Source organism: Streptomyces lacrimifluminis (genome assembly GCF_014646095.1).
GTDB classification, from domain to species: Bacteria; Actinomycetota; Actinomycetes; order Streptomycetales; family Streptomycetaceae; genus Streptomyces; species Streptomyces lacrimifluminis.
The window spans coordinates 119,924-135,138 of the sequence record NZ_BMMU01000006.1 but is presented as its reverse complement, the minus strand read 5'-3'; the positions used below and the strand labels follow the sequence as shown (position 1 = coordinate 135,138).

Here is a 15,215-nt window from a genome sequence, read left to right as displayed (position 1 = left end):
GGCCGTACTCGAGACAAGGACGTCACATGTCGGCATTGAGCAACAGCAACTGGGACCGCCGAAACGTTCTGCGGGCCGCCATGGGTCTCGCCGCCGCCGGCGGACTGACCGCGTGCGGCGGGAACACCGGCCGCAGCAGCGGAGGATCGGGCGACGCACTCGTCCAGTACTTCCACGCGTACGGCGAGGCGGGCACCGAGCAGGCCATCAAGAAGTACGCCAAGGCCTACAAGGGCGCCAACGTGACCACGCAGTGGATCACCGGCTCCAACTTCGAACAGAAGCTGTTCGCCGCGCTGCTCACCAAGAACGCACCCGACGTCTTCGAGTTCCACCCGCAGATCCAGCTCATCAAGAGTGGCCAGGTGGCGGACCTGACCGACATCATCGACCCGGTCAAGGACGACTTCAACCAGGCCGACATCACGTCGCACACCGTCGACGGCAAGATATACGGCGTCCGGATGATCGACGACCCGCAGTTCTTCTTCTACCGCCCCTCGCTCTTCGAGAAGGCGAAGGTCGAGGTGCCGACCACGCTGGAAGAACTGATCGAGGTCTCCGCCAAGCTCAAGACCAGCAAGATCAAGGGCGCCTACCTCGGCAACGACCTCACCCCGGTCCAGCACAACCTGATCTGGTCGGCCGGCGCCGACACCCTCACCGCGGACAACAAGCCCGCCTTCAACACGGACGGCGTCGCCGAGGGGCTGAAGCAGCTGCGGACCCTGTTCACCAGCGGCAACCTGCTGCTCGGTGCTCCCGCCGACTGGTGGGACCCCTCGGCCTTCACCCAGGGCCTGACGGCCATCCAGTGGTGCGGCATGTGGGCCATGCCGGCCATGCAGCAGGCGCTCGGCGACGACATCGGCATCTTCCCCTTCCCGAAGGTCGGGTCCGCGGGCCAGGAGTCGGTCTACAACGGCGGCTGGTCGATGTTCGTCAACGCCAAGGGCAAGAACGTCGAGGCGGCCAAGGAATACGTGAAGTGGCTGTGGATCGACCAGAAGGAGTACCAGGAGGACTGGGCCACCTCCTACGGCTTCCACATCCCGCCGCGCACCTCCCTCGCGGAGAGCGCCACCAAGCTCAAGACCGGCCTGCCCGCCGACGGCGTCAAGCTGTTCAACGAGTTCGGCCACTTCGACAACATCGGCTGGACCCAGGCCATGATCGCCTCGTTCAACGACGTGATGGCCAACTCCGTGCGCAAGGACGACGACCCGAAGGCCCAGCTCGCCGCCTGCGAGAAGAAGGTCGACACCGAACTCAAGAAGCTCTTCGGATAGACCACCGGACGGACTGCGACATGTCGACCACCACCACGCGCGGGGTCGCCCAGCCCGCCCCGGCCAAGGTCTCCAAGGACCGGCCGCGGCGGGGCCCGCGGGCGAGCAGCACCTTCAACTTCTGGCTCTTCACCGGGCCGTTCCTCCTCGGCCTGATCGTCTTCGTCTTCGTGCCGATCGGCTGGAGCATCTACCTCAGCTTCTTCGAGGCCCGCTTCACGGTCACGCCCAGCGAATTCGTCGGCTTCGAGAACTACAAGCAGGTCCTGACCGACGTCGACTTCCTGAACTCGCTGGTCACGTTCACCGTGTTCGCGGCGTTCATCGTGCCGGCCACCTGGGCCCTCTCGCTGGGCCTGGCCCTGCTGGTGAACCGGCTGCGGTTCATGCGGGCCTTCTTCCGGTCGGTCTTCTTCCTGCCCACGGCGGTCAGCTATGTCGCCGCGTCGCTGATCTGGAAGATGTCCCTCTTCAACGGGGTCCGTTTCGGCCTCGCCAACACGGTCATCGGCTGGTTCGGCGTCGACAACATCGCCTGGCTCGCGTCTCCGGATCCGCCCTGGTACTGGCTGGTCATCGTGACCGTACGGCTGTGGCTCCAGTCGGGCTTCTACATGATCCTGTTCATCGCGGCGCTGCAGAACATCCCGCGTGAGCTGTATGAGGCCGCCGCCATCGACGGCGCCAAGCCGGGGTGGCAGACCTTCCGCTACATCACCCTGCCCCAGTTGAGGGCGACGTCGACCGCGGTCATCCTGCTCCTGCTGGTCGCCGCCTACCAGGCCTTCGACGAGTTCTTCAACCTGCTCTCCAAGGCCACCTGGGGACAGCCCCCGCTGGTCGAGCTCTACAAGATGGCCCTCGGTGAGAACCAGAACTACGGCGCGGGCAGCGCGGGCGCGGTCGTGCTGACGATGCTGATCTGCGTCGTGACCCTGTTGCAGGGCAAGATCATGGGCTTCGGAAGGGGTGAGGAGGGCAAGTGACCACCACAGCACCCGAGATCGGGAAGAAGAAGCCGGGCAGGTCCAATCGCGGCGGCGTCATGGGCAACACCGGTCTGTACATCGCGACCGGAGTAGCCGGCCTGCTCTTCCTGCTCCCCTTCTATCTGATCGTCCGCAACTCCCTGATGACGGACCCGGAGATCACCGGCGAGAACTGGAAGTGGTTCCCCACCGACATCCAGTGGGGCAACGTCACCGAGCCGTTCAACGACGTCACCGTGGACTTCGCCCAGTCCATGTGGAACTCCGTGGTCGTCGCCGTTCTGCACACCGTGGGCATCCTCCTGGTGTGCTCGCTCGCCGGCTACGGACTCGCGCGCATCCCCTACAAGCACGCCAACAAGGTGTTCTATCTCGTTCTGGCCACCCTGATGGTCCCGACCGCCGTGACCTTCGTGCCCAGCTTCGTCCTGGTCTCGTCCCTCGGCTGGGTGGACAGTTACCGAGGTCTCATCATCCCGGGCCTCTTCAGCGGTTTCACCTGCTTCCTCTTTCGGCAGTACTTCCTGGGGTTCCCGAAAGAGCTGGAGGAGGCGGCGCGCGTGGACGGGCTCGGCTATTGGGGTGCGTACTGGCGTGTCGTCGTACCCAACTCGCTGAACTTCTTCGCGGCGATCGCCACGATCACCTTCATCAACGGCTGGAACTCCTTCCTGTGGCCACTGGTCATCGGCCAGGATCCGAGCGCCTGGACGGTGCAGGTGGCACTGTCGTCGTACATGACGAACCAGACGGTCAACTACCACCTGATCTTCATGGCGACCGCTATTTCCATCCTTCCCTTGGTGTTCGTGTTCCTCTTCCTCCAGCGCTGGCTGGTGCAGGGGATCGCACAGACAGGCATCAAGGGCTGAACCTTCCCTCAATACCTGGAGACCGATGTCCTTCCGCACCACGGCCATGTCCACCGACTACGTCGAAGACGTCTCACCCGGCCGCGGGGCCCTTCCGCCCCGCGCCTGGTACGCGTCCTCGGACGCCGGTTCACTGTCCCTGAACGGCAGTTGGCGTTTCCGGCTGTCGCCGACCGCCGACGGCGCGGACGACTCGTTCGCCGAGCCGGGGTACGACGCCGGGGACTGGGCCGAGGTGACGGTCCCCGGTCACTGGGTCCTCCAGGGTGACGGGGCCTTCGGTGCTCCGATCTACACCAACGTTCGCTACCCGTTCCCGGTGGACCCGCCGCGCGTGCCGACCCAGAACCCGACCGGCGACCACCTGCACGTCTTCGACCTGCCGTCCGACTGGCCCGGCCTGTCGGACGGCGGGGCGGTGCTGCGCTTCGACGGGGTCGAGTCGTGCGCCCGGGTGTGGCTGAACGGCACGGACATCGGCGAGTTCAAGGGCTCCCGGCTGGCGCACGAGTTCGCGGTCGGGGATCTGCTGAAGGCCGGCGGCAACGTCCTCGCCGTCCGGGTCCACCAGTGGTCGGCGGGCTCGTACCTGGAGGACCAGGACCAGTGGTGGCTGCCGGGGATCTTCCGCGATGTGACGCTGCTGCACCGCCCGGCGGCCAGCGTCCTCGACTTCTTCGTGCACTCCTCGTACGACCACACGACCGGCGAGGGCACGCTCCGCGTCGAGTCCGACGTCGAGGGGCGAGTCACCGTCCCCGAGTTGGACATCGATGTCAGGACCGGGGACCCGGTAACGGTCGCGGTCGAGCCGTGGACCGCCGAGACGCCCCGCCTGTACGACGGTGTGCTGGTCACGGCGGGTGAGCGGGTGCCGTTGCGCATCGGTTTCCGGACCGTGGAACTGGCGGACGGGCTCATCAAGGTCAACGGGAAGGCGATCCTGTTCAAGGGCGTCAACCGGCACGAGTGGCACCCCGAGAGGGGGCGCGCCCTCGACCTGGAGACCATGCGGGCCGACGTACTGCTGATGAAGCGGCACAACGTGAACGCGGTGCGCACCTCGCACTACCCGCCGCACCCGGCCTTCCTCGACCTGTGCGACGAGTACGGCCTGTGGGTCATCGACGAGTGCGACCTGGAGACCCACGGCTTCACCGAGCAGAACTGGCGCGACAACCCCGTCGACGACGACCGCTGGACCCCGGCTCTGCTGGACCGCGCGTCCCGGATGGTCGAGCGCGACAAGAACCACCCGTCGGTCGTCATCTGGTCGCTGGGCAACGAGGCCGGCACCGGACGCGGGCTGACCGCCATGGCCAAGTGGATCCACAGCCGCGACACCTCCCGGCTCGTGCACTACGAGGGCGACTGGGACTGCCGGGACACGGACATGTACTCCCGCATGTACGCCGACCACGCGGAGACCGAGCGCATCGGCCAGGGCCTGGACGGCGGCACGCACAAGCGCCGCCAACTGCCCTTCATCCTCTGCGAGTACGGCCACGCCATGGGCAACGGCCCCGGCGGCATCGCCGACTACCAGCGGATCTTCGAGGCCCACGACCGCGTCCAGGGCGGCTTCATCTGGGAGTGGATCGACCACGGCATCAAGGACGAGCGGTTCGGCTACGCGTACGGCGGCGACTTCGGCGAGGAACTGCACGACGGCAACTTCGTCTGCGACGGGCTGGTCTTCCCGGACCGGACGCCGTCACCGGGGCTCGTCGAGTACAAGAAGGTCATCGAACCGGTCCGGATCGAGGGCGACGGCAGGGACGGGACCGTGCGCGTGACGAACGCGTACGACTTCGCCGACCTGTCCGCGCTCACCTTCGTGTGGTCGTACGACGTCGACGGCACGGCGGTCGAGACCGGCACCCTGGCGGTGCCCGCGACCCTCGCCCCCGGCGCGTCGGCGGACGTGAAGCTGCCGCAGCCGCCCGTCGACGCGCGGGGCGGCGCGGAGTCGCTGTGGACCGTACGGGCACTGCTGGCCGAGGAGTCGGCCTGGGGCCCCGAGGGACACCAGGTGGCCTGGGGCCAGTTTCCGGCGTCCGCGCGGCCGACGCCGACGGTCGCCGCCTCGGCCGCGCCCGTCCTGGCCGACGGGGTCATCACCCTCGGCCCGGGCACCTTCGACGCCCGCACGGGTGCCCTGCGGTCGATCGGTGGCCGCGAGGTGCGGGATCTGCGGCTGGACGTGTGGCGGGCGCCCACCGACAACGACGACGGCGCTGCCTGGCAGCCCGACGAGCGCTACGGCATGCTCTGGCGCAATCTGGGCCTGCACCGGATGCAACACCGCCTGGACGCCGTCGAGTCGGGCGAGGACTCGCTGACGGTACGGACCCGGGTGGCGCCGGCGGCGGCCGAGGTGGGTCTGAACACGGTGTACCGCTGGACGTCCGACGGGGACAGGCTGAAGCTGACCGTGTCCGTCGACCCGGAGGGCCACTGGACGCTGCCGCTGCCGCGGCTCGGTGTCCGGCTGGGACTGCCGGCGGCGGACCGGGTGACCTGGTTCGGCGGCGGGCCCGGCGAGGGCTACCCCGACACCAAGTCGGCTTCCATGCTGGGTCGTTGGGAGTCCACGGTCAACGACCTGCAGACGCCTTACCTCCGCCCGCAGGAGAACGGCGCCCGTGCCGACGTCCGTTGGGCGGAGATCGGCGGGCTGCGGGTCGACGGTGACCCGGAGTTCTGGTTCACGGCGCGCCGCTGGACGAGCGAACAGCTCGACGCGGCCGACCACCTCACCGACCTGACCCCGGGCGACACGGTCTGGGTCAACCTCGACCACGGGCAGCAGGGCATCGGCTCACAGTCCTGCGGTCCGGGCACGCTTCCGCAGTACCTGCTGCGGGTTCAGCCCGCTGAATTCTCCGTTGCCCTCTCGGCCGTCGACAACTGACTATGTTACCGGTCACACGGCCGTCCGGCTTTCCAGCCGGACGGCCGTGTTCGCGCGTCGCGAACTCCCGGAGGTTCCCTGAGTGAGTGGTTCCATCGAGGTCCGAGGCCTGTCCCGGACCTTCCACACCACTGTCCGGCGTCCCGGTTTCACCGGGGCACTGCGCTCCCTCGTCCAGCCCGAGCGGGTCGCGAAGGACGCCGTCTCCGACATCACCTTCGACGTGGCGCCCGGTGAACTCCTGGCCCTGCTCGGGCCGAACGGCGCCGGCAAGTCGACGACCATCAAGATGCTCACCGGCATCCTCACCCCCACGTCCGGCGAGGCACGCGTCGCCGGCGTGGTGCCGTACCTGGAGCGCGAGCGCAACGCCCGCAACATCGGGGCGGTGTTCGGCCAGCGCACCCAGCTCTGGTGGGACCTGCCGGTGCGCGAGTCGTTCTCGATCCTGCGGGACATCTACGAGATACCGAAGCCCGAACACGCCGTACGCCTGCGGGAGTTCGACGACCTGCTGGAACTGTCCACGTTCTGGGACACCCGCGTACGGCATCTGTCGCTGGGCCAGCGGGTGCGCTGCGACCTGGCGGCGGCGCTGTTGCACGACCCGCCGGTGGTGTTCCTCGACGAGCCCACCATCGGGATGGACGTGGTCGTCAAGGAGCAGGTGCGGGAGTTCCTGCGCCATCAGGTCGAGGAGCGCGGCCGGACCGTGCTGCTCACCACGCACGACATGACGGAGGTCGAGCGGCTCGCCGAGCGGGTCGTCCTCGTCAACCACGGCCGGCTCGTGCTGGACGGCACGCTGGACGAGATCAAGAAGCGGTTCGGCTCGACCTGGCAGATACGGGCGACACTGGCCGACCCGCACGCGGAGGCCGAGGCGCTCCCGGGCATCGCGCTGCTCCGCCGCGAGGGCCCGAAGGTGGTCTTCGGCCCCGACGGTCCGGCCGCCCCGACCGTCCACCAGGCGCTCAAGCGGGTCATCGAGCGGTACGAGGTGTCGGACATCGCCCTCGACGAGGCCGACCTGGAGGACGTGATGCGGGCCGCGTACGTCCAGGCCGAGGCACCCGCATCACGCGGGGGCGGCTGAGATGGCCGTCCTGCACGCCTGGCGATCCGCCAGGGTCACCCCTCTGGGCGAGCTGTACGCCCCGCCCCGGGTGACCGCCGCCCTGATCCGGCTGACCGTCCAGGTGGTCCTGGTCGCGTCCCTGTGGAACGGCCTCTACCAGCAGACCGGTACGACGGCCGGCCTCGACCGCGAGCAGGCGGTGACGTACGCCGTCATGGCCGTACTCGCCTCCCGGCTACGGGAGTTGGACCAGTACGCGGGCCGCGACACCGTGCTCCAGCACATGCACTTCGGCACGATCGTGTACTGGTACCTGCGCCCGCTGGCACCCCAGCGCTACTACGCGCTGCGGGCGCTCGGCGAGCAGCTCTACGGGTTCGCGTGGGCGCTGGCCGGGTTGGCCCTCTGCCTGGCCGCCGGGGTGGTCCGGCCGCCCGGATCGGCGGCTGTGGCCGGGGTGTTCGCGCTCAGTCTGCTGCTCGGCCAGTTGGTTCTGTACTACGTCATGCTCGTCATCGACCAGCTGTGCTTCTGGACGCTGCGCAACGGCGCCGCGATGCTCATCCTGGTCTTCGCGCAGAACCTGCTGTCCGGGGTGTACGCACCGCTGTGGTTCTTCCCGGACTGGTTCATCACCCTCAGCTCCTTCCTGCCCTTCCAGGCCACGCTGAGTGTGCCGCTGTCGCTGTACGTGGGGCGCATCCCGCTCTCGGACGCCGCCTTCCAGCTCTGTGTCCAGGCCTGCTGGGTCCTCGTACTGGCCCTGTTCACCCGGTTCCTGTGGCGGCGGGCCGCCCTCCGTGTCGTCTCCCAGGGAGGCTGAGGCCCGTGAACGCCGTACGTATCGCGTGGCGCATCACGCGCCTCAACTTCCGTGCCCAGCTGGAGTACCGCTCCGAGTTCCTGCTGATGATCGCGATCGGCGCCGTCTGGCAGGTGTCGGTCATCGTGTTCGCGACGGTGCTGCTGACCCGGTTCACCGGGATGGGCGGCTGGGACAGCTCGGAGGTGCTGCTGATCCCGGCGACCCGGATGCTGGCACACGCCATTTTCGTGCTGTTCCTCGGACGGATGCACGGTATCGGCAGGATCATCCAGGAGGGGATGATCGACACCTATCTGGTCCGCCCGATGCCGGTGTTCCGCCAGGTCCAGCTGTCCTACTTCCCCACCAACGCCATCGGCGACCTGACAGTGGCCGTGGGCCTGATGGTGGGCGCGCTCTCCCGCAGCGACCTGGACTGGACGGCGGGCCGCATCACGTACCTCGTCGTCTGCGTCCTCGGCGGGATGCTCCTGGAGGCGGCTCTGTTCACGGCGGTGGCCTGCGCCTCGTTGCGCTTCCCGGCCGCCGACTACTGGGGCCGCTGGCTGGAGGAGCTGCTCGGCACGTTCGGCAGTTATCCGCTCAACGTGCTGCCGAGGGCGGTGAGCGGCTTCCTCACCTTCGGACTGCCGCTGGCGTTCGTCGCGTACTTCCCGGCGGCGGTACTGACCGGCCACGGCCACGACACGGGTGTGCCGTACTGGCTGGCGGCGGCCTCTCCGCTGCTGGGGCTGGCGGCGTTTCTGGGAGCGCGTCTCCTGTGGCGGTGGAGCCTCGGGCACTACACGGGGGTCAACGGGTGACGCCCGTGCGGTGGTCCCTTCAGTGATCCCGTCAGTGATCCCGTCAGTGATCCGCGCAGCACGGTGTCGGGTCGGGTACCTCGAACGGCACCAGGGTGCCCCCGACGGCCGGCATGGCGGCGAGGACGAGTTCGCCGCCGTGCCACTGCGGACGCACATGATCACGCGTCACCAACCGTTGCCGCGGGTCTGGTTGACCCGGCGTACCCAGAACCGTCACCCGGTCGATCGCGCTCCTGGCCAGCAACTCCCCCACCCTTACCGTGCCGGTGAGCGAGCCGAAGCCCGGGTAGACGACCGCGCGGCCGACCGCGTCGGGCACCCCGGGCGTCACCTCGTACCCCTGGGCTCGGAGCCGCTCCTCGGCGGTGCGCAGGAGCGGCTCCGACGGCAGCGTGAGCGACAGGGCCATCCGGGGCCGGTCGCCACGCAGAAAGTGGGTGCATCCGAACGCGGCTTCCGGGAGACCGAGTTCGGCCGCGAGGCCGAGGAGCAGGTGATCGGCCGCGTCGAGGGCCGACACCGAGGTGCCGGCCCAGAGGGCGTACGACGTCACGAAGGGAGCACCCAGACCGGGTTGGTGTAGAACCACAGGTCGCGCCACGGGTCCGCGTCACCGACCACGTCGATGGCCGGGCCCGCGGGATCGACCGCCGCGCCCATCGCGCCGACGGCGGACCGGTTGCCGTCGCTGCCGCGCAGCCGGACGTACAGCGGACGGTCGACGCGCCCGAGGTCGTAGGTGAGCCGGACCGTGCCGGTGGACCGGTTGACCTCGTAGGACTTGACGACCCTGGCCGTCGGCGCCGTGAAGGTGTCCTTGTCGGCGACCGGGCCGGTGACATCTCCCTGGATGACGTCCACGCGAGCCAACTTCGGTACGAATCCAGCCCAGTTGGGCCCGCCGGCCGGCGCCACGTCCACCGACAGCGTGACCCGGGTGCCCCTCTTCACGCGCAGGGCGCCGCCGAGGGTGCTCCATCGGCCGCCGCCCGAGAGGCGCACGTCGAGGCCGCTGAGCAACTGGCCGTGATCCACCCAGATCCGGCCGGCGCGGATGCCGTCCATGACGGCGGCGTAGGAGAAGCCGTCGGCGCCGACGTGGGTGCGGCTGTACTGGCCGGGCCAGTAGTCGCCCTCGGTGAGGTCGACCTTCCCGCCGTAGACCGGGTCGTCGTGCCGGCCGTTGGCCTCGTAGTCGGTGTTCGGGCCGCGGACCGCGGTGTCCGTGTAGACGTTGTGGGAGTCGGAGTTGGCGGTGATCCACCAGGGCCTGCCCTCGGCGAGCAGGCTGTCCCACAGGCCGCCGACCGTGGCCGTCATCCAGTCGAAGCCGCCCCAGGTGCGGTAGCTCTCCAGCGGGTATCCCGCGAAGGAGTTCGCACCCGGGCTGCCGTCGTACAGGCCGCGGGCTCGGCCCATGCCGAAGTCCGCGTGTATCCCGGCGGCCTGGTGTCCGGGGGCGCCCTCCATACCGACGGCGATACGACGCTCCGGGGTGGCGTCCCGCCAGGCGCGGATCTCGTGCGGCGAGTCGATGCCCTTGCGCGCCGGGTGGTTGGCGAGCATCAGCGCGTCCTGGACCTTGCGCCGCTTCACCTGCTCCGCAAGGAAGTTGAGGCCGGCGACGGCGAGCGCCTCGTTGGCGGGCGTCGAGCCGGTGGCGCCCTTCACGCCGCCGTCGTAGTCGGTCTCGAACTGCTTGAGGACGGAGACCTCGTTCTTGCCGGGGTGCACGAAGACCGTGCCGTGCTCGGCGGCCGGGATGTTCCACTCCAGGCCCTGGAAGACGAGGGTGTCCTCGTAGGCGGCCCGGGCCGCCCTGATGTCCGGGTTGACCTTCTCGACACCGATCTTCGAGTGGGTCACGTTGCCGTGGTCGGTGATGACCAGCCAGTCCATGCCGTGCCGGGCACCCTGGCGGACCTGGTCGACGACACGGTACTTGCCGTCGTTGCTGTACTGCGTGTGGATGTGGTGGTCCCCGGCCAGCCACAGGAAGCCCTTCGTACGGCGGCCGTTGGTGCCCGCGTGCGCGGTGGCGGCGGCCGGGGCGACGACGCTCGCGGCGGTGAGGCCCGCACCGAGGAGCCCCGCCCTGTGCAGGAGCGAGCGGCGCGACTGCTGTTCGGGGCTCAGGGCCTCGTCGGGCACAGAGGTGTCGAAGGCCGCGGGCAGCGCCGTGTCCGTACCGCCCTCGTGACCGTGATGGTGATGGTGATGGTCATCCCCGTGGCCGTGCGGGTGTCCGTGCCCCATGGCTGCGTCTCCTCTGTCTCGCGGCGCCCGTAGTAGTGCGCCGCCTGAGGAGAATCGGTGTGAAACATGAACCTTGCTCAACCAGGGAGTGATCGCCGAACGACCCTGACACGGCGGATCGACACTCCACTCACTGTTCCCCCAACAGCCCTTGTCCAGCACACTGTTGGCCGTGAACCTGAGCAGCGTTCACCTATCCCCCCTGGAGACACCCCCACCATGAGAAGACTCATCGGCACCCTCGCGGCCGGCGCCCTCGCGCTGACCGGGCTCGCCACGACCGGCTCGACTCCGGCGGTCGCCGCCACCTCGGGCACCTTCAACGTCCTCACGTACAACGTCGCGGGCCTTCCGGAGCTGCTGAGCTCGGGTAACCCCGAGGTGAACACCCCCCTGATATCGCCGCGCCTGGGCGCGTACGACATCGTCAACGCCCAGGAGGACTTCAACTACCACGCGGCCCTGTACGCGAACGACAACCACGCGTACCGCACGGCTACGAGTGGCGGAGTGCCTTTCGGTGACGGTCTCAACACCCTCTCGGACTACGCATTCCAGGACTTCGAGCGGGTGAAGTGGAAGGACTGCACCGGCACCAACTGCCTTACTCCCAAGGGGTTCTCGCTGGCCCGGGTGCGACTCGCCGAGGGCGTCTACGTGGACGTGTACAACGCCCACCCCAACGCGGACGACACCGCCGAGGCGCACGCCGCCCGTCGGTCCAACATCTCGCAGCTGTCCGCCTTCATCCAGGCCAACTCCGCGGGCAACGCGGTGATCGTCGCCGGTGACACGAACACGCGGTACACGCGCACGCCCGACAACATCCGCTCGCTCGTGTCGGACAACGGCCTGACGGACGCCTGGGTCCAGCTGGTGAAGGGCGGCGTGCAGCCGACGCAGGGCAGCGACGCGCTCATGTGCCCGACGACCGCGCCGACGAACAACTGCGAGGTCGTCGACAAGATCCTCTACCGCGGCAGCAAGCTCGTGAACCTCTCCGCGACCCGCTACAACAACGAGTGGGCGTCCTTCCTGGACTCCGCGGGCGGCAACCTCTCCGACCACTTCCCGCACGCTGTCGACTTCTCCTGGACGCTGCCCTCGAAGCTGCGCGCGAGCGACATCATCGGCGGCCCGCACGGCACGGCGTTCAACGACGCCGACGACCTCCCGGCGGCCCCCTCGCCCCGCACGCTCACCCTGCGCGGCGCCTCCCGCCTGGACGCGGTGTCCCTGACGCACGACGGCGGCACGACCCTGACCCACGGCGGCACGGGTGGCACCGCCACCTCCCTCACCCTGGCGTCCGGCGAACACCTCACCTCGGTGAAGCTGACACAGGGTCAGAAGGACGGCCGGACAAGGATCTTCTCCGCGGCGTTCACGACGGACAGGTCCCGCACCCTGACCTCCGGCACGGCGACGACGGACACGGCGACGTTCACGGCACCCGCGGGCTGGCAGATCGTGGGCTTCACGGGCCGCTCGGGCAACGAGATCGACAAGCTGGGCGTGGTGTACGCGCCGATCGCCTGACCGGCCGACTCCCCGGATCGACCGTACTGTTGTGTGGGCGGACGCGCTTCCCGTGTCCGCCCGCTCGCACCTCCGCCCGCGCCTCCGGAAAATCCTCGGCTCCCGGCCGTCCCAGCGGGTAACTTCGGGAGGATGAGTGATCACTACGACGTGCGCGGTACCGGCCCCGTCCTCCTCATCATCCCCGGCGGCGCCGGACACCCCATGGGCCTCGAGAACATCACTACTCCCCTCTCCGAACGCTTCACCGTCGTGACGTACGACCCGCTCGGCCTCGCCCACGGCCAACTCGGCGAGCCCGTCGGGGAACAGCGCGTCGAGTGGTGGAGCGAGGGTGCCGCCCGGGTGCTGGAGACGGTGCTCCCCGAGGGCGAGTCCGCGTACGTGTTCGGCAGCAGCGCGGGGGCCGTCGCCGCGCTCGACCTGGCGTCCCGGCACCCGGGCCGACTGCGGCACGTGGTCGCGCACGAGCCACCGGTCGTGACTGTCCTGCCGGACGCCGAGCGGCAGCGGGCGCTGTTCACCGAGGTGCGTGACATCTACCGCGCCCGGGGCGTCGAGGCCGCGTCGGCCCGTATGACGGCGGGCCTGGAGGAACGGGCCCTCACCGAACAGGAACTGGACAGGCTGTCGGACGCGGCAGACCAACCTCCTTCCCGCACCGATGAGTTGGCGACCCCCATGGCCATCTCGCTCACCCGCGTCCTGGTCCCGTTCACCTCCTACGCCCCCGACCTCGCCGCACTCTCCGCCCCTTCTCCCCGGCTCACCGTCGCCATGGGCATCGACTCGGTCGGCCAACTCCTGCACCGCACCGCCACGTTCCTCGCCCGGCGTACGGGCAGCGTCGCCCGCCAGTTCCCGGGAGGGCATCTCGGGGTGCTCACCCACCCGGTGGAGTTCGCGGCGCGGCTTCGGGAGACGTTGGTCCCGGTCGGCTGATCCGGGTCGGGATCGGGATCGGGGCCGGGGAACCGTGGTACTGGTGACCGAGCGCCACCACTTCGTCGTACGTGGGCGCCTCACCCTGGGGCGCCCGCCCCGCCCGGATGTCGCGTGGACGCGGGGGCCCGGTCACCGGCATGCCCGCCACGCTGGGGGTGTCGGCCGGTGCCCTGGTGCGCGCGGTGTCGGCGCCGCTCGGCCTGCCGGTTCTCTTCACGACCCTGCCGGCGACGCTCTACCACCACGTGGCCGGCAGGGCGCCGCCATCTCCTCCACCTCACGGCCAAGCGTTCCGCGACCGCTCGCCGCCGGCGACCGAGGAGGACGTGACAGCGGCATCGGGCCCATCCGGTCCGGGCCTGAGGCGCGCCTTCCGGCAGGGTGCCGTCACCGATCTCCTCAACCCCAGGATGATGCTGTGCAACGTGGCGTTCCTGCCGCAGTTCGTGAACACGGCTCTGGGGAAGGCGAGTTGGCGGCTACTGCCACTGGGGGCTGACTCCGGTCCTGATGGGCCTCGCCGTACGGCTGGTCTCGGCACCGAATCAGCCGCGAGCAGCCGAGGCGATCCGCTGTCGAGCCTGGAGCGCCCCGGTTCCGGTCAGGACGCTCCAGGGGTTCTTGTAGCGGCCCTAGCGGACCCCGCGCCGGGGGACCAGCCGCTGTGCCACCAGTTCGTCGCGCACCAACCCGGCGTACGCCGTGGCTCCATGGACGGACGTGTGCGTGTTGTCGCGCTTCTCGTTGTAGAGGTACAGCGCCTTGGAGCCCTCGACGCCGAGGGACTCCACCAGTGCCTTCGTCTTCGCCGTCAGGTCGATCAGCGGTACGTCCTGTGCCGCCGCGACCGCGCGGATCACCGCCGGGTGGTCGACGCCGAGTCCGTTGACCAGCAGGGCGGTGCCGTTGTTCAGGGTGCCGTCGGAGTTGAACCAGCGGCGCACGATCGGAGTCACCAGTACCGGTTTCCCCCCTCGCTCGCGAATACCCGCGACGAGCGTCTCCAGGTTCGCGCGGTACGTCGGCTCGTCCGTCTGCTTGTCGTTGTGCGCGAGCTGGACGAGGACCAGGTCGCCGGGCCGGATCAGCGGCCGGACGGTCGGGAAGAGCACGGAGTTGGCGAGGTAGGTGACCGTACTCTCGCCGGAATCCGCGTAGTTGGCGACGGACAGGCCCTTGCGCAGGTACTGCGGGAGCTCCTGGCCCCAGCCCGAGTACGGGTCGCCCGGCTGGTCGCAGACGGTCGAGTCGCCGACCAGGAAGATCTGCCGGGTGTGGCGGGCGGCGGGGGTGACCCGGATGTCCGCCAGGGCCGGCGCCGAGCCGCCGAGCACCAGATCGAGGCCGGGGGTGCCCTCGGCGCCGGTCGGTTCACCCTCGGGCGTACGGACGTTGACGGTGAAGCTGCGGGCCACGCGCTCGCCGGCCGCCGTGGCGGTCTCCGGCAGGAGCGCGCGCCGGGTCTCACCGGTGACGGTCGTACTGGCGGCGGCCTCACCGCCCAGCAGCACCCGTACGTCGTAGGTGCCGGGCGCGACGTCGAAGTGGCAGGCGGTGGCGGTGCAGTTCTCGATGCCCAGGGCGCGCGGGCCGTGCGAGGGCCGTTCGTGAGCGGTGGCCGGTACGACGGCCAGGGTGGCGGCGGTACTCAGGGTCACGGCCGCCAGCACGGCGCGGTTGAAACGTCTCATCGCGATTCCC

The 15,215-nt window shown here is 69.4% G+C and carries 12 protein-coding genes; 9 read left to right on the top strand and 3 right to left on the bottom strand.

All coding sequences use genetic code 11. The features are described 5' to 3' along the window. The first annotated feature begins 26 nt into the window (after window positions 1–26). The 7 genes from IEY89_RS12040 (at window position 27) to IEY89_RS12010 (ending at window position 8,771) form a co-directional block, all read left to right on the top strand. Window positions 27–1,289: an ABC transporter substrate-binding protein gene (locus tag IEY89_RS12040; protein WP_189147345.1), complete on the top strand. Its 1,263-nt coding sequence runs from the start codon at window positions 27–29 to the stop codon at window positions 1,287–1,289. Window positions 1,290–1,309: 20 nt separating this feature from the next. After that, a complete protein-coding gene (locus IEY89_RS12035; protein ID WP_189147344.1) occupies window positions 1,310–2,275 on the top strand; it encodes a carbohydrate ABC transporter permease in 966 nt (321 codons plus the stop codon). After that, a complete protein-coding gene (locus tag IEY89_RS12030) occupies window positions 2,272–3,150 on the top strand; it encodes a carbohydrate ABC transporter permease (protein ID WP_189147343.1) in 879 nt (292 codons plus the stop codon). Before IEY89_RS12035 ends, IEY89_RS12030 begins: the two co-directional genes overlap by 4 nt. A gap of 25 nt (window positions 3,151–3,175) precedes the next feature. Further along, window positions 3,176–6,064: a glycoside hydrolase family 2 TIM barrel-domain containing protein gene (locus IEY89_RS12025; protein ID WP_189147342.1), complete on the top strand. Its 2,889-nt coding sequence runs from the start codon at window positions 3,176–3,178 to the stop codon at window positions 6,062–6,064. Window positions 6,065–6,146: 82 nt separating this feature from the next. Continuing rightward, the gene (locus IEY89_RS12020) at window positions 6,147–7,160 is read left to right on the top strand and encodes an ABC transporter ATP-binding protein (RefSeq protein WP_189147341.1); all 1,014 of its coding nucleotides are present in this window, start codon (window positions 6,147–6,149) and stop codon (window positions 7,158–7,160) included. 1 nt (window position 7,161) lies between these two features. After that, window positions 7,162–7,965: an ABC-2 family transporter protein gene (locus IEY89_RS12015; RefSeq protein ID WP_189147340.1), complete on the top strand. Its 804-nt coding sequence runs from the start codon at window positions 7,162–7,164 to the stop codon at window positions 7,963–7,965. A gap of 5 nt (window positions 7,966–7,970) precedes the next feature. After that, the gene (locus IEY89_RS12010) at window positions 7,971–8,771 is read left to right on the top strand and encodes an ABC transporter permease (protein ID WP_189147339.1); all 801 of its coding nucleotides are present in this window, start codon (window positions 7,971–7,973) and stop codon (window positions 8,769–8,771) included. A 43-nt stretch (window positions 8,772–8,814) separates the two neighbouring features. Here the strand turns inward: IEY89_RS12010 and IEY89_RS12005 are convergent, their stop codons facing one another. Continuing rightward, window positions 8,815–9,327, bottom strand: a complete 513-nt coding sequence (locus IEY89_RS12005) for a hypothetical protein (RefSeq protein ID WP_189147338.1) — start codon at window positions 9,325–9,327, stop codon at window positions 8,815–8,817. Continuing rightward, window positions 9,324–11,030 carry a PHP domain-containing protein gene (locus IEY89_RS12000; protein ID WP_189147337.1) on the bottom strand — a complete coding sequence of 569 codons (1,707 nt, stop codon included), beginning with the start codon at window positions 11,028–11,030 and terminating at the stop codon, window positions 9,324–9,326. The genes IEY89_RS12005 and IEY89_RS12000 overlap by 4 nt, the downstream gene beginning before the upstream one ends. Before the next feature lie 219 nt (window positions 11,031–11,249). On the opposite strand from IEY89_RS12000, the gene IEY89_RS11995 reads away from it, so the two are divergent. Together IEY89_RS11995 and IEY89_RS11990 are read left to right on the top strand one after the other, a co-directional pair. Then, complete coding sequence (locus IEY89_RS11995) at window positions 11,250–12,569, top strand: jacalin-like lectin (protein WP_189147336.1); 1,320 nt, start codon at window positions 11,250–11,252, stop codon at window positions 12,567–12,569. A gap of 132 nt (window positions 12,570–12,701) precedes the next feature. Next, window positions 12,702–13,511: an alpha/beta fold hydrolase gene (locus tag IEY89_RS11990; RefSeq protein WP_189147335.1), complete on the top strand. Its 810-nt coding sequence runs from the start codon at window positions 12,702–12,704 to the stop codon at window positions 13,509–13,511. A gap of 635 nt (window positions 13,512–14,146) precedes the next feature. On the opposite strand, the gene IEY89_RS11985 is transcribed toward IEY89_RS11990, so the two are convergent. Continuing rightward, entirely contained in the window at window positions 14,147–15,205 is a 1,059-nt protein-coding gene (locus tag IEY89_RS11985; protein WP_189147334.1) for a rhamnogalacturonan acetylesterase, read from the bottom strand. Window positions 15,206–15,215: the final 10 nt, after the last annotated feature.

Excerpts from the sequence above, each read along its gene's own strand:
- IEY89_RS12025 (WP_189147342.1), top strand. The coding sequence starts at position 3,176 with ATGTCCTTCCGCACCACGGCCATGTCCACCGACTACGTCGAAGACGTC.
- IEY89_RS12035 (WP_189147344.1), top strand. The coding sequence starts at position 1,310 with ATGTCGACCACCACCACGCGCGGGGTCGCCCAGCCCGCCCCGGCCAAG.
- IEY89_RS12000 (WP_189147337.1), bottom strand. The coding sequence starts at position 11,030 with ATGGGGCACGGACACCCGCACGGCCACGGGGATGACCATCACCATCAC.
- IEY89_RS11990 (WP_189147335.1), top strand. The coding sequence starts at position 12,702 with ATGAGTGATCACTACGACGTGCGCGGTACCGGCCCCGTCCTCCTCATC.
- IEY89_RS11985 (WP_189147334.1), bottom strand. The coding sequence starts at position 15,205 with ATGAGACGTTTCAACCGCGCCGTGCTGGCGGCCGTGACCCTGAGTACC.
- IEY89_RS12040 (WP_189147345.1), top strand. The coding sequence starts at position 27 with ATGTCGGCATTGAGCAACAGCAACTGGGACCGCCGAAACGTTCTGCGG.
- IEY89_RS11995 (WP_189147336.1), top strand. The coding sequence starts at position 11,250 with ATGAGAAGACTCATCGGCACCCTCGCGGCCGGCGCCCTCGCGCTGACC.
- IEY89_RS12015 (WP_189147340.1), top strand. The coding sequence starts at position 7,162 with ATGGCCGTCCTGCACGCCTGGCGATCCGCCAGGGTCACCCCTCTGGGC.